Source organism: Tissierella pigra, assembly GCF_018917845.1.
GTDB lineage: Bacteria > Bacillota > Clostridia > Tissierellales > Tissierellaceae > Tissierella > Tissierella pigra.
In genome coordinates this window covers 3,775,472-3,793,206 of sequence record NZ_JAHLPJ010000001.1, presented here as the reverse complement: position 1 = coordinate 3,793,206, position 17,735 = coordinate 3,775,472, and the positions used below count along the sequence as shown (strand labels likewise).

General features: G+C 33.3%; 11 protein-coding genes, 1 tRNA gene, 2 rRNA genes and 1 riboswitch. Of the genes, 8 read left to right on the top strand and 6 right to left on the bottom strand.

Annotation, left to right across the window (positions count from 1 at the left end; all coding sequences use genetic code 11):
- Window positions 1-92: 92 nt before the first annotated feature.
- The 5 genes from KQI41_RS18385 (at window position 93) to KQI41_RS18365 (ending at window position 5,672) form a co-directional block, all read left to right on the top strand.
- Window positions 93-168, top strand: a tRNA-Ala gene (locus KQI41_RS18385).
- 157 nt (window positions 169-325) lie between these two features.
- A 23S ribosomal RNA gene (locus tag KQI41_RS18380) occupies window positions 326-3,219 on the top strand.
- Between the two features lie 111 nt (window positions 3,220-3,330).
- A 5S ribosomal RNA gene (gene rrf / locus KQI41_RS18375) occupies window positions 3,331-3,447 on the top strand.
- A gap of 373 nt (window positions 3,448-3,820) precedes the next feature.
- On the top strand, window positions 3,821-4,837 hold the full coding sequence (locus KQI41_RS18370) for a YkvI family membrane protein (protein WP_154440091.1): 1,017 nt from the start codon (window positions 3,821-3,823) through the stop codon (window positions 4,835-4,837).
- Between the two features lie 22 nt (window positions 4,838-4,859).
- The gene (locus tag KQI41_RS18365; protein WP_154440090.1) at window positions 4,860-5,672 is read left to right on the top strand and encodes an alpha/beta fold hydrolase; all 813 of its coding nucleotides are present in this window, start codon (window positions 4,860-4,862) and stop codon (window positions 5,670-5,672) included.
- On the opposite strand, the gene mgtA is transcribed toward KQI41_RS18365, so the two are convergent.
- Both mgtA and KQI41_RS18355 read right to left on the bottom strand, forming a co-directional pair.
- The gene (gene mgtA / locus KQI41_RS18360) at window positions 5,656-8,289 is read right to left on the bottom strand and encodes a magnesium-translocating P-type ATPase (protein WP_154440089.1); all 2,634 of its coding nucleotides are present in this window, start codon (window positions 8,287-8,289) and stop codon (window positions 5,656-5,658) included. The genes KQI41_RS18365 and mgtA overlap by 17 nt on opposite strands.
- 289 nt (window positions 8,290-8,578) lie before the next feature.
- Window positions 8,579-8,733: riboswitch (M-box (ykoK) riboswitch) on the bottom strand.
- Window positions 8,734-8,790: 57 nt separating this feature from the next.
- Window positions 8,791-9,459 (bottom strand): TetR/AcrR family transcriptional regulator, encoded by a 669-nt coding sequence (locus KQI41_RS18355; RefSeq protein WP_154440088.1) that lies wholly within the window; start codon window positions 9,457-9,459, stop codon window positions 8,791-8,793.
- Between the two features lie 246 nt (window positions 9,460-9,705).
- On the opposite strand from KQI41_RS18355, the gene KQI41_RS18350 reads away from it, so the two are divergent.
- From KQI41_RS18350 to KQI41_RS18335, 3 genes are all read left to right on the top strand, one after another.
- Window positions 9,706-11,031 carry a glycine/sarcosine/betaine reductase component B subunit gene (locus tag KQI41_RS18350; protein ID WP_154440087.1) on the top strand — a complete coding sequence of 442 codons (1,326 nt, stop codon included), beginning with the start codon at window positions 9,706-9,708 and terminating at the stop codon, window positions 11,029-11,031.
- 11 nt (window positions 11,032-11,042) lie between these two features.
- On the top strand, window positions 11,043-12,353 hold the full coding sequence (gene grdH, locus KQI41_RS18345) for a betaine reductase selenoprotein B (protein ID WP_154440086.1): 1,311 nt from the start codon (window positions 11,043-11,045) through the stop codon (window positions 12,351-12,353).
- A 73-nt stretch (window positions 12,354-12,426) separates the two neighbouring features.
- Window positions 12,427-13,920, top strand: a complete 1,494-nt coding sequence (locus KQI41_RS18335) for a glycine betaine uptake BCCT transporter (protein ID WP_154440085.1) — start codon at window positions 12,427-12,429, stop codon at window positions 13,918-13,920.
- Between the two features lie 52 nt (window positions 13,921-13,972).
- Here KQI41_RS18335 and pdxR read toward each other — a convergent pair whose 3' ends face one another.
- The 4 genes from pdxR to KQI41_RS18315 form a co-directional block, all read right to left on the bottom strand.
- The gene (gene pdxR / locus KQI41_RS18330; RefSeq protein WP_154440084.1) at window positions 13,973-15,421 is read right to left on the bottom strand and encodes a MocR-like pyridoxine biosynthesis transcription factor PdxR; all 1,449 of its coding nucleotides are present in this window, start codon (window positions 15,419-15,421) and stop codon (window positions 13,973-13,975) included.
- An 87-nt stretch (window positions 15,422-15,508) separates the two neighbouring features.
- Entirely contained in the window at window positions 15,509-15,886 is a 378-nt protein-coding gene (locus KQI41_RS18325) for an SHOCT-like domain-containing protein (protein WP_154440083.1), read from the bottom strand.
- Between the two features lie 11 nt (window positions 15,887-15,897).
- Window positions 15,898-17,109 (bottom strand): DUF4097 family beta strand repeat-containing protein, encoded by a 1,212-nt coding sequence (locus KQI41_RS18320; RefSeq protein WP_154440082.1) that lies wholly within the window; start codon window positions 17,107-17,109, stop codon window positions 15,898-15,900.
- 14 nt (window positions 17,110-17,123) lie between these two features.
- Window positions 17,124-17,492 carry a DUF2089 domain-containing protein gene (locus KQI41_RS18315; protein WP_154440081.1) on the bottom strand — a complete coding sequence of 123 codons (369 nt, stop codon included), beginning with the start codon at window positions 17,490-17,492 and terminating at the stop codon, window positions 17,124-17,126.
- Between the last annotated feature and the right edge of the window lie 243 nt (window positions 17,493-17,735).

The window sequence follows — 17,735 nt, the reverse complement described above, 5'->3', positions numbered from 1 at the left end:
AAATTTGGTTCGCTAAAATTACAGAATCAATCACATTGAAATCCTTTGGATTTCAATTGTTAATTGTAGACTGTGAAATTGTGAATTAACGTGGGGGTGTAGCTCAGTTGGGAGAGCACCTGCCTTGCAAGCAGGGGGTCAGGAGTTCGACTCTCCTCATCTCCACCATTATGACCTAACGCAATGAGCGTAGCGAATTGATGTAGGTCAAACGCAACGAGAACCAAATTTACACGAGCGTAGCCAGTGAATAGATTTGAGTTTCGAGACTGCGGTGGTAATTGAACATTGAAAACTAAAGAATGCAATATAAATAAGTAATTAAGGTCAAGTTATTAAGGGCGTAGGGCGAATGCCTTGGCACCAAGAGCCGATGAAGGACGGGATAAGCACCGATATGCTTCGGGGAGTCGCAAATAGACATTGATCCGGAGATTTCCGAATGGGGAAACCTACTTGAGCAACCCTCAAGTATCATACACTGAATACATAGGTGTATGAAGGAAGACCAGGGGAACTGAAACATCTAAGTACCCTGAGGAGAAGAAAGAAAAATCGATTTCCTAAGTAGCGGCGAGCGAACGGGAAACAGCCCAAACCAGATTTATCTGGGGTTAAGGACCAGCATAACGGAATAATGAATCTAATAGAAGAGGATTGGAAAATCCCACCAAAGACGGTGATAGTCCGGTATATGAAAGATGAGTTTACCAGCTGGTATCCAGAGTACCACGGGACACGAGAAATCCAGTGGGAAGTAGGGAGGACCACCTCCCAAGGCTAAATACTCCTTGGTGACCGATAGAGAATAGTACCGTGAGGGAAAGGTGAAAAGAACCCCGGAAGGGGAGTGAAATAGAATCTGAAACCCTACGCCTACAAGCAGTGGAAGCACATTATTAGTGTAACCACGTACTTTTTGTAGAACGGGCCAGCGAGTTATGGTAGTGAGCAAGGTTAATGACTTAAGGTCAGGAGCCGTAGGGAAACCAAGTCTTAATAGGGCGAAATAGTTCCCTGCCATAGACCCGAAACCGGGTGACCTATCCATGGGCAGAGTGAAGTTGAAGTAAAATTCAATGGAGGCTCGAACCCGTTAGCGTTTAAAAGCTATGGGATGACCTGTGGATAGGGGTGAAAAGCCAATCGAACTCGGAGATAGCTGGTTCTCCTCGAAATAGCTTTAGGGCTAGCCTCAAGGAAGAGTGAAATGGAGGTAGAGCACTGAATGGTCTAGGGGCGCATAGCGTTACCAAAACCTATCAAACTCCGAATGCCATAATCATACCCTTGGGAGTCAGACTATGTGGGATAAGCTTCATAGTCGAAAGGGAAAGAGCCCAGATCACCAGCTAAGGTCCCTAAATCCAGATTAAGTGGTAAAGGATGTGAGGTTTCACAGACAACCAGGATGTTGGCTTAGAAGCAGCCATACATTTAAAGAGTGCGTAATAGCTCACTGGTCGAGAGACCTTGCGCCGAAGATTTCCGGGGCTTAAATCTGGTACCGAAGCTGTGGGATTCGAAAGAATCGGTAGAGGAGCATTGTGTGTGGGTAGAAGGTATACCGAAAGGAGTGCTGGACTGCACACAAGAGAGAATGCTGGCATAAGTAGCGAGAGGTGAGTGAGAATCTCACCCGTCGAAAGCCTAAGGTTTCCTGAGGAAGGTTCGTCCACTCAGGGTAAGTCGGGACCTAAGCTGAGGCTGAAAAGCGTAGGCGATGGACAACAGGTTGAAATTCCTGTACTAGTTACAAGCGTTTGAGAGATGGAGTGACGCAGGAGGATAAGCTAAGCGTGCCGTTGGTTGAGCACGTCCAAGCTTTTAGGGAGTTGAGATAGGCAAATCCGTTTCAACAATCCTGAGAAGTGATGGGGATCGAAAAACAAGTAGAGAAGTAGCTGACTCCACACTGCCAAGAAAAGCTTCTATCGAGTAAGTAACTACCCGTACCGCAAACCGACACAGGTAGGCGAGGAGAGAATCCTAAGACGAGCGGAAGAACCATTGTTAAGGAACTCGGCAAAATAGCCCCGTAACTTAGGGAGAAGGGGTGCCAGGGAAACCTGGCCGCAGTGAATAGGCCCAAGCGACTGTTTACCAAAAACACAAGTATCTGCTAAGTCGAAAGACGAAGTATAGGTGCTGACACCTGCCCGGTGCTGGAAGGTTAAGGGGAAGAGTTAGGGAAACCGAAGCTTAGAACTTAAGCCCCAGTAAACGGCGGCCGTAACTATAACGGTCCTAAGGTAGCGAAATTCCTTGTCGGGTAAGTTCCGACCCGCACGAAAGGTGTAACGATTTGGGCACTGTCTCAACAATGGATCCGGTGAAATTGTAGTATACGTGAAGATGCGTATTACCCGCGACAGGACGGAAAGACCCCGTGGAGCTTTACTGCAGGCTGACATTGGATTTTGGCATTGCATGTACAGGATAGGTGGGAGGCTTTGAAGCCAGGGCGCCAGCTTTGGTGGAGTCAACCTTGGGATACCACTCTTGTAATGCTGAAATTCTAACCTGGTACCATGATCTGGTATAGGGACACTGTCAGTTGGGCAGTTTGACTGGGGCGGTCGCCTCCTAAAGAGTAACGGAGGCGCTCAAAGGTTCCCTCAGCACGGTCGGAAATCGTGCGAAGAGTGTAAAGGCAAAAGGGAGCTTAACTGTGACACCAACAAGTGGAGCAGAAACGAAAGTTGGACTTAGTGATCCGGTGGTTCCGAGTGGAAGGGCCATCGCTCAACGGATAAAAGCTACCCCGGGGATAACAGGCTTATCTCCCCCAAGAGTCCACATCGACGGGGAGGTTTGGCACCTCGATGTCGGCTCGTCTCATCCTGGGGCTGGAGTAGGTCCCAAGGGTTGGGCTGTTCGCCCATTAAAGAGGCACGCGAGCTGGGTTCAGAACGTCGTGAGACAGTTCGGTCCCTATCCGTCGTGGGCGTAGGAAATTTGAGAGGAGCTGTCCTTAGTACGAGAGGACCGGGATGGACAGACCGCTGGTGTATCAGTTGTCATGCCAATGGCACGGCTGAGTAGCTAAGTCTGGAAGGGATAAGTGCTGAAGGCATCTAAGCACGAAGCCCCCCTCAAGATAAGATTTCCCACTTTTAAAGATAAGACTCCAAGAAGACCACTTGGTAGATAGGTCTCAGGTGTAAGAGTAGTAATACTTTAAGCTAAGAGATACTAATAAGTCGAGGACTTGACCTTTATGACCTAACACAGTGAACGAGAGTGAATTGATGTAGGTCAAACGCAATGAGTACCAAATCTAATAGATTTGAGTTACGAAACTGTGTATATTGCATTTAATAGTTTTCGTCTGGTGACGATAGCAAGATGGACACACCTGTACCCATACCGAACACAGAAGTTAAGCATCTTAACGCCGATGGTACTTGGTTGGAAACGACCTGGGAGAGTAGGAAGTTGCCAGGCTTACATAAAAATATATAGAAAGTTCTATTACGTTGGTCGTAGTAGGGCTTTCTTTTTTTATGACCTAACCCGATTTGTGTATTTTACAAATCGATGGTAGATCAAACGCACCTACGCTGTCCGTTTTGTCTACAATTCGTTACACGCATTGGACAAAAAGGCAACGAGAACCAAATCTATATAAGTGTAACGAGCAAATAGATTTGAGTTGCGAAACTGCGTAGTCACTGTGTCAAACAACTCAATCTAATGAAGGTAAGTCGTATATATACAAGACCTATCACCTTAGCAGTGATAGGATTTTTTATGTCTATTTAAGTCATAGGATAAGCCTCGTATCTAATATATTAATTATTAGAATAGGAGGGAAAAGATGAAGAAGGAATGGTTTAATATTGCTTCAATATATATAGGGACAGTAATTGGTGCAGGATTTGCTTCAGGACGGGAAATAATAGAATTTTTTGGAATCTATGGAGTTAATGGAATATGGGGAATGATTATAGTTGGAATAATCCTTTCATTAGTTGGAAGTTTACTTCTTATAAAAATATATAATAATAAAATAAATGGATTTGATGAATTAATATGTAATATATTTGGCGAAAGATTTGGAAGTTTATTGGACAACATAATTACATTTTCATTATATACTGGGTTCAGTGTTATGGTAGCAGGAAGTGGTGCTCTTTTTAACCAAGAATTAAACTTATCTTTCAATTTAGGTGTTATTTTTATGGTTATTTTATCCTTTATAGTCTTTCTATTTAGTCTAGAGGGATTATCTTTTATAAACACAATATTAGTCCCATTACTTATTATAGGTATTATATTTACATCCTTATATTTAAATATAAGAGAAGGTTATAATTTTTCTAATGTAAATGGTGTTAATTTAACTTTAAAGGGTAATTTTATAACATCAGCACTTTTATATGTGGGTTCTAATTCATTGATTATAGTTGTAGTATTTTCATCTCTATTACCAATTATTAATAGTAAAAAAACAGCCATATTAGGAGGGTCAATTGGAGGAGTTATATTATTTATACTTGGAATGAGTATATTAACATCTATGCTTATATATTATAATGAAGTATTTCTTTTAGATATACCAATGCTAAAAATATGTGATTATATAAACGTTGGATATAGGAAATTTTATGCTGTTATACTTTGGATAGCTATGTTTACTACAGCATTAGCCAATGGATTTGGATTTATAAATAAATTATCTAATAGTAAATATAAAATATTAATTATAGGATTATATTGCTTACTATCTATTCCAGTAGCTAAACTTGGATTTGCTAAATTAGTGGGAATATTATATCCAATATTTGGATTAATAGGATTTTTTGTACTTGTATTTATTTTATTGGTACTATAATAAACTTCGGGGAGATAGATAAATGAATTTTTTTAATACAAGTGATAATGTAAAAACATACTATGAAATAAAAGGAGAAGGTAATCCAATAATTTTTATCCATGGATTTACTGAAACTCATGATTCTTTTAGGATACAGCAAAGAATATTATCTAAAAAGTATAAAACAATTACATATGATATAAGGGGTCATGGTTTATCTAGCAGAGTAGATTATGGATTAAATATGGAAAGACTTGCATTGGATCTAAAGGAGTTTATAGATTATTTAGATTTACAAGATATAGTATTAGTAGGATGGTCTATGGGTACTTCAATTATATTTGAATATATAAATATATTTGGAGAATATAACTTATCTAAAATATGTATTATAGATAAAGGTCCCAAAGTTTTAAATGATAATAATTGGAATCTAGGTTTATATCATGGTAAATATACTATGGAAGATGCTTTAAAAGATTTAAGTTTAATCAAAGATAATTGGATGGAATTTACAGAAAGATTTATAAAAAGTATGGCACCTTATTTCAATAAAAAACAATTTAGTATTTCAATGGATAAGATGAAAAATAATTCACCTAATATAATGTATTCAATTTGGAAATCCATGATAGAAAAGGATTATAGAAAGACTTTAAGTAAAATACATATACCAGCTTTAATAATATTTGGAGGCGAAAGTACCTTTTATTCAATTGATACGGGAAGATACCTTAAAGAAAATATTATAAATTCAGAGCTAGTAATATTTCAGGATTGCACCCACTTATTGGTATTAGAAAACCCTATTAGATTTAATAGGGTTTTAGAGGAATTTACATCCAAGTATTAAATTTTTTGATATAAATATTTTTGACAATTTGTGTGAGAATACAATAAGCTAATAATATTCCTATTAACCAAGAAAAATAACTAAGTGGCAGAGGGACAAGTCCTATATAAGTTCCGAAACCAGTATATGGAATTATTATTCCTAGACTTATTATTAAGAGAGTCATTATCATTAGGGGAGTAGAAGCCCTGCTTTGTACAAATGGAATCTTCTTTGTCCTTATCATATGGACTATTAGGGTCTGTGATACGAGCCCTACTACAAACCAGCCAGATTGAAATAGAGGCTGTAATTCTATCGTATTTGCCTTAAATACAAACCACATAATAGCAAAGGTAGCAATATCAAATATGGAACTAATAGGTCCTATATATAGCATAAACTTACCTATTTTATCTGCATTCCATTTTTTAGGTGTTTTTAAGTATTCTTCATCCATACTATCCCAAGGTATAGCTATTTGAGATATACTATAGAGTAAGTTTTGTACAAGTAACTGTATAGGTAACATTGGCAGAAATGGCAAAAATGCACTAGCTGCTAATACACTAAATACATTACCAAAGTTGGAACTAGCAGTCATATTTATATATTTAACAATATTTCCAAATACTCTTCTACCTTCAATAACTCCTTTTTCTAAAACATTTAGATCTTTTTCAAGCAATATTATATCGGCAGATTCTTTAGCTATATCAACTGCAGTATCTACAGAGATACCTACATCAGCTTGTTTTAATGCTTGAGCATCGTTAATACCATCACCTAAGAAACCAACAACATGATTATTATTCTGTAGAACAGAGATAACCCTTTCTTTTTGCATTGGAGATAGTTTTGCTAGGATATTGGACTTTGATGCTACTTTGTATAATTTTTCATCTGTCATTTCTTCTACATCTATTCCTAAAACCACATTATCTACGGGAATACCAACATCTTTACATATTTTTTTAGCAACTATATCATTATCTCCAGTTAATACCTTGACAGTTACTCCGTGCTCATGTAATGCCCTTATTGCAGAGACTGCTGAATCCTTTGGAGGATCTAAAAAACCCATATATCCAATAAGAACCATATTACTTTCATCTTTAACGCTAAACATATTTTCATCTGGTACATTATTTTTCTGCGCTATAGCAAGGACTCTCATTCCATCTTCATTAAGTTTAGTTACCATATTCATAACTGTTTTTATTAATTCTTCATTTAAAGGTAAAACTTCTCCATTGATTTCTACAAAAGAACATATAGAAATCATTTCTTCAACGGCACCTTTAGTTATAAGTTGTCTTTTGCCATTTTCACTTTCAACTACTACTGACATTCTACGTCTTGTAAAGTCAAATGGAATTTCATCTACTCTTTCATATATTTCTGTTACTTCCCTAAATCCTTTTTCATTACCATATTCTATTACAGCAATATCCAATAAGTTTTTTAATCCTGTTTGATAATAACTATTTAAATAACCATGTCTTAGGACTCTATCATTTTCATTGCCTAGCACATCTAAGTGTGTTTCCAGTATAATTTTATCTAATGTTAGAGTACCAGTTTTATCTGTACATAAAATATCCATAGCACCAAAATTTTGAATAGAACTTAATCTTTTGACTACAATTTTACGTTTAGATAAAGATATTGCTCCTTTTGCAAGATTAGTAGAAACCAAAGTCGGAAGCATTTCAGGAGTCAAGCCTACAGCTACTGAAATAGCAAATAAAAAGGCATTTATCCAATCTTTTTTTGTTAATCCGTTTATTAAGAAAACTATAGGGACCATTACTAACATAAATCTTATTAGAAGAAAACTAACACTTTTAACACCTTCTTCAAAGCTAGTTTGGCCTCTATCTTTAGTAAGAGACTCTGCAATAGTACCAAAGTATGTTTGGTTTCCTGTCTGCAAAACTATACCTACTGCAGAACCGCTAACAACTATGGTTCCCATTAAGGCAATATTTTCTAGATCTGCTATATTCTTATTTACATTCTTATCTTTAATATCTGAAAATTTCTCCACAGGTTCTGATTCACCTGTTAAGGAAGATTGACTGATAAATAAATCTTTACAAGTAATAATTCTTAAATCTGCAGGTATTAAATCTCCAGCTGCTAAATGAATAATATCTCCTGGAACTACATCAGATATATTAATTTCTCTTTTATTCATATCTTCTCTTTTTATAGATGTAGTTGTAGGAACAAGGTCTTTTAAATTATCTGCTGTCATTTGAGATTTATACTCTTGAGAAAATTTAAGGATTACACTGATCAATATCATAGTAGAAATAATTATTATAGTCATCCAAGATTTCTCACCAGTAGGAGCAAAAGCAATGTCAGTAAAATAAGATACTAAAACTATAACTAATAATATTAAAATAAAAGGATCTATAAAGGAGCTTAAAAGGTAAATATACCAAGGTTTCCTTTTTTCGGATATTATTTCATTGTGTCCATAAAAAGCTAATCTTTTATCAGCCTCTAATTCAGATAAACCACTGATGGAGGAATCTAATTCTCTAAAAATAGTATCAATATTTTTTGAACTCATATCGCGTAGGTTTTTATTAATATTTTCATTATCATAAATTTTTTTCTTTCTCATAAATTACACCTCCAAAAAAGACAATACTAAATAATGGTTCAGTAAATAGTCTAACCATAAGTTAAAATTGTATTGAATTTTTAATTTTTAAAATAAGTTTGGAAAATTTTTGAGAAAGGTTTTTTAAGGTATATGTAAAGAAAAGATAATTATTATATTATAATTATACGATTTTAATTTAACATATACTTCATCCTCCTTCCTCTATATAAATACAACTCGGCCCAGAATCCATAACTACTCACCTCCAAAAAAATAATAATCCTCCACCGAAACTTGAAGGGGAAGGATTTATTCTTCTCGTTCAAGTTTTGGCTTTATAAGGCGCTGAAATTGCATTAGGTTGAGCCTTGCGACAAAACCTGCTAACCAGTGCAGAGTGTTTCCACTCTTTTACGGCAGCAATCCATATCCTTATAGTAACCTCACCTACCGAGATTATTTAGTTCATCTTTAAGCATATACTTAAAAATTAGAAATGTCAAGTATTCTATAAGATTCTTAATAATAAAAATTATAATCTTTAATTAAAAATCTCTCTACTATGGCTTTAATGTAATCCATAGTATTGTTTCTTGAATCATCATAGGAAATTTTATTATTTAATACTCTTTTTAACATACCTTCAAAGATTAAAAGGGTCATATCATTTAATTTATTTGCATCTTCAGGTCGAATATAACCTTCATCTACACAGGCATATACAGTAGTTTGCGCTCTTTCATTAATATCAGTTTTCAGTAGCATAGTGGAAATATTTTTATCTTTGCTAATAATATCTTCTGGAAAAAGTTTATAGTAATCAGCCACATAATCTTCAAAATGCTTTTCTAAATTTGGGAAGAAAATGGCATTATAAATTTCTGGTTTATCATAGGCATAGTCACAGAAACATTCCCAAACTTTAAGAAATCTATCCATAGCATTTTCTGCATCTTTTAAATATATTTCTAAAGAATGGGAATAATCCTTTATATGTTTCATGGAAGCATATAAAATTAGATGATCTAAGTTTTCAAAATAATTATAAAGAGTAGCACTATTATATCCAGCCTTATCAGCTACTTTTCTTAAGGTTATTCCATTAATTCCAACTTCATCTATTAGCTCTACAGTTGCATCAATAAAGTAAGACATCATTCTTTTTCGTTGTATCGCTTTTTTTACCATTTAAAATCACCATATTCATATTATTTTCACTAGATTAATATTAGCATAAATACTATAAAACCACAATTTAAATATGAATATATGACCTTATATTTTTCTATAGTAACAAAATAATTATTAAACTTATCAATAATTATGATTGTATTATAATCATGATTATGATATTATATAAATTAACAAAGAAAGTTTCACAAAGCTTCAAAAAACTTTCAATATCCATTAAAAATAATAAAAAGGAGTGAAAAGATGAGACTAGAAATAGGTAATTTTCAAGTAAAAGATGTTGTTTTTGGAGAAAAAACAATGTTTAGTAACGGTGTTCTGTCCATTAATAAAGAAGAAGCTATGGCCTTTATTAAAGAAGATGAGCATATTACAGAATTAGATATAGTAATTGCAAAGCCAGGTGAGAACACAAGAATAGTACCAGTTAAAGAAGCAGCAGAACCAAGGATTCGTCCAGATGATAGACCAGTATTTCCTGGAGTTACAGGAGACGTTGAATCTGCAGGTAGTGGAAGAGTACATGCATTAAAAGGATGTAGTGTTTTAGGAGTAGGTATGCACTATGGTAGTTTTGGTGATGGTCTAATCGATATGGGTGGTGAAGGTGCAAAATACACTCTATTTTCACAATTAATTAATATATGTATAGTTGCTGATACAGATGAAGAGTTTGAAAGATTTGAACAACAAAAGAAAAATACAGCAATTAGAATGGCTACCCATAGATTTGCAGAGTACCTAGGAACTGCAGTAAAGAATTTAGAACCAGAGGAAATTGAAACTTTTGAATTAGATCCAGTAACTAAAAGAACTGAAGAAGTAAATAAACTTCCATCAGTAGTATTGGTTATGCAACCACAATCTCAAATGGAAGAATTGGGATATAATGATTTAGTATATGGATGGGATATGAATAAATATGTTCCTACGTTTATGCATCCAAATGAAGTATTAGATGGAGCATTAATATCAGGTAGTTTCATGCCTTCATCATCAAAATGGTCAACATATGACTTCCAAAATTTCCCTACAATTAGAGAATTATATAAGGAACATGGAAAATCAATTAACTTCTTAGGAGTTATAATGTCAAATCTAAATGTTTCCTTAGAACAAAAACATAGATCAGCTATATTTGTGGCACAAATGGCAAAATCATTAGGTGCAGATGGAGCAATAGTTACTGAAGAAGGATATGGAAATCCAGATGCTGACTATATTTTATGCTTAGCTGCTTTAGAAGATGTAGGAGTAAAAACAGTAGGTATAAGTAATGAGTGTACAGGTAGAGATGGAGCTTCTCAGCCTCTTGTTACATTAGATGAAAAAGCAAATGCTTTAGTATCTACAGGTAATGTATCACAATTAATAGAATTACCACCAGCAGATAAAGTAATAGGAGAATTACAAGCTTTAGCTAGAGATGGTTTATCTGGTGGATGGGCTTATGATGAAATATTAGGAGCATCTGTAAGAGAAGATGGTTCAATTATTATGGAAAACAATGCAATGTTCTGTGGAGATAGAATACCAGGCTGGTCAACTAAGACTATGAAAGAATTCTAGGAGGTGAAAATATGAAAAAAGCAATTCATTATATAAATCAATTTTTTGCAGGTATTGGTGGAGAAGATACAGCTGATTATAAACCAGAAATTAGAGAAGGTTTAGTAGGACCATCCCTTGCTCTAAATAGTATGTTAGATGCAGAAGTTACACATACGGTTATTTGTGGTGATAACTTCATGGGATCCAATACAGATGAAGCTGTTGAAATCATATTGGGATTTTTAGAGGATAAGGAATTTGATATATTTGTTGCAGGTCCCGCATTTCAAGCAGGTAGATATGGAGTAGCCTGCGGAACTATTTGTAAGGCTGTTAAAGAAAAATTTAATGTACCAGTTATTACATCTATGAACGTAGAAAATCCTGGTGTAGAAATGTTTAAAAAAGATATGTATGTATTTGAAGGTGGAAAGTCAGCTGCAAAATTAAGAGATGATGTGAAAGTTATGGCTAATTTTGCAAATAAAATATTAAAGGGCGAAGAAACCGGTTCAGCTGATGAAGAAGGATTCTTCCCAAGAGGAATTAGAGCTCAAACTTGGTTAGAGTCAGGAAAGACAGCTGCAGAAAGAGGAGTAGAAATGTTAATTAAGAAATTAAACGATGCTCCTTATATAACAGAACTTCCTATTCCAAAACAAGATAGAGTGCCTATTGCAGAGCCTATTAAAGATTTATCTAAGGCAAATATAGCTATGGTAACTACTGGAGGAATTGTACCAGTGGATAATCCAGATAGAATTCAATCTGCTTCAGCTACACGTTGGGGAAGATATGATATATCTAAAGATGAAAGATTAGAAGGCGGAGTATATAAAACTATTCATGCTGGATTTGACCCTGCAGCAGCAGATGCAGATCCAAATGTAATAATGCCAATAGATGCGATGAAATCCTATGTAAAAGAAGGCAAAATAGGAAAACTACACGACTATTTCTACAGTACAGTTGGAACTGGTACTACTCAAGCAGAAGCTGCTAGAATGGGTAGAGAAATAGTAGAAAAATTAAAAGAAGATAACGTAGATGGAGTTATTATGACTTCCACATGAGGTACCTGTACACGTTGCGGTGCAACGATGGTAAAAGAAATTGAAAGAGCAGGTATTCCAGTAGTTCAAATGTGTAATTTAATTCCAGTTGCTACAACTGTAGGTGCGAATAAAATAGTACCTACAATATCCATTCCATATCCATTAGGAGACCCATTAACATCTAAAGAAGCTCAATGGAAACTTAGATACCATAGAGTAGGAGTAGCATTAGATGCTTTAACAGAAGATGTTAAGGAGCAAACAGTATTTAAGGTAAAAATCTAGAAAAATTTTATAGGGGTGTGTACACACCCCTATAAATCAACCTCTAAACTATTTTAAAACGGGAGGAAATATAATGAATAATGTAAAGAAAAAAGATAATAAAGTATTTTATATATCCTTGTCTTTAACAATAATTATAGTATTATGGGCCATATTAGCACAAACTAGTTTTGCAAATACGGCGAACCATCTATTAAATTTTTTAACTACTAATTTTGGATGGTCTTATTTAATAGCCATGTTCATATTCGTTTTATTCTGTCTTGTATTAGCATTTAGTAAATATGGAAACATAAAATTAGGACCAGATGATTCAAAACCAGAATATAGTACAGTTTCTTGGTTTGCTATGCTATTTGGAGCAGGTATGGGTATAGGTCTAGTGTTTTGGGGTGTTGCTGAACCAATATCACATTTTGTAAATCCAGCACCAGGAATGGAAGCAGGAACACTAGAATCAGCTAACTTTGCTTTAAGAGCATCTTTTATGCACTGGGGATTCCATCCTTGGGCTAACTACAGTATAATAGGCCTTGCTTTAGCATATTTCCAATTTAGGAAAAATAAGCCAGGGTTAATTAGTAGTATTTTTATTCCATTACTAGGAGAAGATAGAGTAAATGGACCTATTGGAAAATTAATAGACGTACTTGCTGTATTTGCAACAATAGCAGGTGTGGCTACATCACTTGGATTAGGAACTTTACAGATTAACAGTGGATTAAATTACTTATTTAATATTCCAGAGACAACAGTAGTTCAATTGGCAATAATTTTAATAATTACAATTCTTTATATATGGACAGCTGTTAGTGGTATAGATAAAGGTATTAAATTACTGGGAGATGTAAATTTAATATTAGCATTTGGATTACTTTTACTTACATTTATATTTGGACCTACATTAAAAATAATGAACTCATTTGTAAATGGATTAGGTCAATATATAAATAGTTTTATAACTGAGAGTCTTCATATAGAAGCATTTGGTGATAATAGTTGGCTAAACTCATGGACAATATTCTATTGGGCATGGTGGATTGCTTGGGCACCATTTGTAGGTACATTTATTGCTCGTATATCAAAGGGTAGAACCATTAGAGAATTCATAGGTGGAGTTATATTTGCTCCTGCTATAGTATCCATTGTTTGGTTTGCAGCCTTTGGCTCAATGGGTATAAATTTAGCGGAAACTGTAGGTATAGAAGGTTTAGCATCAGCAGCAAGCAATCCTTCTACAGCATTATTCTTTGTATTTAGTAAATATCCATTAAGTTCAGTATTATCATTTATTGCCGTATTGTTACTAGGTACATTCTTTATTACATCTGCAAATTCAGCTACATTTGTACTTGGTATGTTAACATCAGAAGGTGACTTAAACCCATCAAAGCAAAAACAATTTATATGGGGAATACTTCAAGCTTTATTGGCTACTGCTCTATTATTAGCTGGTGGATTGGAAGCATTGCAGACAGCTTCAGTTGTAGCGGCCTTTCCATTTATATTTGTAATGATATTGGCAATAGTATCATTGATGAAAGCTTTAAAAGAAGAAAATAAATAAACATAAATAACGGAGGGTCCTCATTTGGGGCCCTCCTCTTATGCAGAAAGCTTTATATAAAAGGTAAATAATTACTTTCTTTATCTCTAAATGGTTTAGATATTATATTTTCAAGTATTCTAAGTCCTTCAATGATTTCTTCATTGGAGATTTGACCAAAACTAAGTCTTATATAGTTTGAATAAATAGAATCGTCTACGAAAAAAACTTTTCCTGGTACAATAGCCAATCCATTTTCAGCACATTCATTATAGATATTAATAGAATCTATATTCTTAGGTAGTTTGAGCCAGATACTAAGACCACCATCAGGTTTTATATAGGATACTCCATACTCTGATAATCTATCCAATCCCTCGGTCATTAATTTATATTTCTTAGAATAAACAGCTTTGATTTTTTCTATATGGTTTTTCCAATATCCCTGTCTTAAATATAAATCGAAGGCTCTCTGGAGATAACCTGATGAAGAAATATCTGTAGTATGTTTTGCTTTTATAATTTCCTTAAATAATTTATTAGGTAAGGTAATAAATCCAATACGAACACCAGGCATAAATATCTTTGAGAAACTTTTAATAAATATCACTTGGTCAAATCTATCAATGGATTTTAAGGGCATTTTTTTATTTTCACTAAAAGTTAAATCTGTTAAAAAATCATCTTCTATTATATAAAATCCATATTCTTTAGATAGTAATAAAAGCTCCTCTTTGCTTCTGAAATCATAGGAATAAGTGGTAGGACTTTGATAATTAGTCATTATATATAAAAATTTTGGTCTGTATTTCTTTATATAGGATTTAAGTGCTATTATATCTATACCATTTTCATTTATGGGTATTCCAATAATTTTAGCACCTCTAGACTTAAATGTTCCTAAGGCACCAGAATAAGTAGGATTTTCAACAAAAATACAGTCTCCAGGATTAATCAAGGTTTTAGATATAATGTCAAGTCCTTGTTGACCTCCAGAAGTAATAAGTATTTGTTCTTTATTGACTACTGTATTGTAATGTTCTTTTAAAAATTTAGATATAGAGCCTCTTAAAGGATCATATCCAGTGATTTCTGGATACAAGAAGGCAAGACCAGCATCCCTGTCTAAAACCTCAATTAAAACCCTTTTAAACTCTTCTATGGGGAACAAATCTGGTGTAGGTGACATAGATGCAAAGTTTATACTATTATTTGATATGGGAAGTATACCAGATACCATTAGATCCATATCACCTTCCTCTAAATAAGAAATAGTGTCTACAGGGAGTTTTCTTATATAAGTTCCACTACCTTTTATGGAGTAAACATATCCTTCTTTTTCTAAAAGCTTATAAGCGCTGACTACAGTTACATTATTTACTCCAAGAGAATTTGCAAGATTTCTTATGGAAGGCAATTTTTCATTTTCCAATTGATCTTCTTCTATTAAGGTTTTAAAATTTTCATATAATTGTATATATAGGGGTGTATCAGTTTTTTTATTTAATTTAAACTTTTCCATAGTATCCTCCTTAAATGTATGGATACATTTATTATAACAGATTTATAGATATAATAAACAAAAAATAAGAATAATCCCATTTGGGGATTATTCTATGGTTATTTCGACTTTGGTACCATCTTCTGTATCTACATCTACTATTTTTCCCATTTGCCCATTCTTTATGGCTTCAAGAATTTCGCCTATATCGTCTTCTGTTAAGCCAGATGCTTTGATTTCGGGGGAAAATTTGCCAATCAACTTAACTCCAACATTTACAAGAGAAATAGGAAGTGTTACATTTGCCTTTGTTATATCGCCTGATTCAATAACTTTAATTTTTAACCACTTGGCTTTGTTGTCAGAATAAACTAGATTATTGGAAATTTTTTTATTATCCTCTAAAGCTTCAAGTAACTTAACACCTTCTTCAGCTGTAATTTTACCTTCTTGAACCATATTTAAGATTTGCAGTTTTTCTGACATATTACCACTCCTTAATATATTTTTATTGAACCATTGGATGTTGATGCAATAACTTTAGTGGAATCTTGGCTCTCACTAAAGTTAACACTATGAGCCACTATTTTTCTTGATCCTAAATTTGCTTGTTTATTTATTTTATATATTAAATCTGGAAAATCAAGAGATATATTTCCAATAGATGTTTCTAAATCAAAATAAATATCCTTATTGGTTTCATTGATTTCCAAAGTAATAGGGCCATTAGAAGTATACAGTTCAATTTCTTTAACCCTATCTCTATCTATATTATCTAAGTTAATCTTACTGTTAGATGTAGTTAGATTGATAATATCGCAAGTAACATCTTCTACTTCAATAGGAGAGTTTGAAGTTTTTAGTACTACATTAAAAGCATCTATATCATTTACTATTATTTTAGCATTTGCTGTTTTAGCCTCTATTTCTGTTGCAATAACATCCATTAAATATATATTAGAGTTAGAGGTTGTAGCCTTTAAAAAAATTGCCTTAGTATCTCTGCATTCTATTCTACTATTTTTAGTTGATAAATCTATTTCTTTACTATTTACATCTAATATATCAATAGAGGAGTTATTTGTTATACATTTTAAAATATTGGTATTTAGATCCTCTATATCTATTTTTCCATTGCTGGAAGTTAATATTATTTCATCATAATCCCTTTTTGGTATGAATACATCTAAGCTAATTGATATATTGCTATTATATTTTGGACTGAATATTATTTTATTTTCATTTGCATAGAAATCGAAATAAGGTTCATTTAGATTTAATAGACCATTTTTATACTTACAAGTAGATTTAATAATCAGTTTATTTTCATCTGCTGGTCTAAGTTTTATACTTCCATTAATGGCTTTAAAATCTAAACTTGGATTTTCAATTTCTGATAAATCCATATCTAAATCTGTAACTATTGTTTCATAATTGCCTATGAAGTTAAAAGGATTACCTATACCCTTGAGACCTTCAAACATACTAGATAAAGCACTGCCTATATCAGACCCAATATCTTCTAGACTGTTGAAGATAGGTTTAGATGTTTCTTTTTCTTTATGTTTTTCATTCTTTTCTTCTTTAATAACTTCAGTTTCTTTGGGAAATTCTATATCTTCTAATGCTTCCATTAACTTAATGGCTTCCTGAGATGTTATTTTGCCTTCTTCAAGCATTGATAAAATCATCATTTTTTCCTCTTTCATCTATATCCCTCCTATTATTCACCTTGAAGAAGTTTAAGGGCTTCTTCAGATGTTATTTCACCACTATTTAATTTCTCAAGAACTTCTTTCTTATTAACGGTAGGTTCATTATACTTTGGACTATAACCTAATGCTTCAATTACATTTTCAAGCCTTCCCCTTACAGTTGGATATGAGATACCTAATTCTTTTTCTATTTCCTTTATATTACCTCTGCTTTTCATGAAGATTTCTACAAAATGTTTTTGATCGTCTGTAAGTTTACAAAATTTACAAAGTGAAAAATTACCTTCTATGTGAGTATGACATTTGTGACAACTAAGTTTTGTTACGAAAAGTTCTTCTCCACAAACTGGACATTTACCTATTACTTCTCTTTTCATATTTTCATCCTTTCTTTTATATAATATATCTGAAAATTAATATTATTTTTACTGTTAATACTATAATAATATTAAAAATAAGAAATGTCAACATAAATATTAATAATATTAATTTTTAAATTAATATTATTAATATTTTGCTTTGAATATAAAAGATAGAATAAAATATAATCTAATATAGATTCTTAAATTGTTATATGATTTATGTATATGATATAATAAAAATATAATATGCTTTAGGGG

What these genes read in the sequence shown, in the direction of transcription:
- KQI41_RS18320 (WP_154440082.1), bottom strand. Translation starts at nt 17,109, where the DNA reads ATGAAAGAGGAAAAAATGATGATTTTATCAATGCTTGAAGAAGGCAAA.
- mgtA (WP_154440089.1), bottom strand. Translation starts at nt 8,289, where the DNA reads ATGAGAAAGAAAAAAATTTATGATAATGAAAATATTAATAAAAACCTA.
- KQI41_RS18325 (WP_154440083.1), bottom strand. Translation starts at nt 15,886, where the DNA reads ATGTCAGAAAAACTGCAAATCTTAAATATGGTTCAAGAAGGTAAAATT.
- KQI41_RS18365 (WP_154440090.1), top strand. Translation starts at nt 4,860, where the DNA reads ATGAATTTTTTTAATACAAGTGATAATGTAAAAACATACTATGAAATA.
- KQI41_RS18335 (WP_154440085.1), top strand. Translation starts at nt 12,427, where the DNA reads ATGAATAATGTAAAGAAAAAAGATAATAAAGTATTTTATATATCCTTG.
- KQI41_RS18355 (WP_154440088.1), bottom strand. Translation starts at nt 9,459, where the DNA reads ATGGTAAAAAAAGCGATACAACGAAAAAGAATGATGTCTTACTTTATT.
- KQI41_RS18370 (WP_154440091.1), top strand. Translation starts at nt 3,821, where the DNA reads ATGAAGAAGGAATGGTTTAATATTGCTTCAATATATATAGGGACAGTA.
- KQI41_RS18350 (WP_154440087.1), top strand. Translation starts at nt 9,706, where the DNA reads ATGAGACTAGAAATAGGTAATTTTCAAGTAAAAGATGTTGTTTTTGGA.
- pdxR (WP_154440084.1), bottom strand. Translation starts at nt 15,421, where the DNA reads ATGGAAAAGTTTAAATTAAATAAAAAAACTGATACACCCCTATATATA.
- KQI41_RS18315 (WP_154440081.1), bottom strand. Translation starts at nt 17,492, where the DNA reads ATGAAAAGAGAAGTAATAGGTAAATGTCCAGTTTGTGGAGAAGAACTT.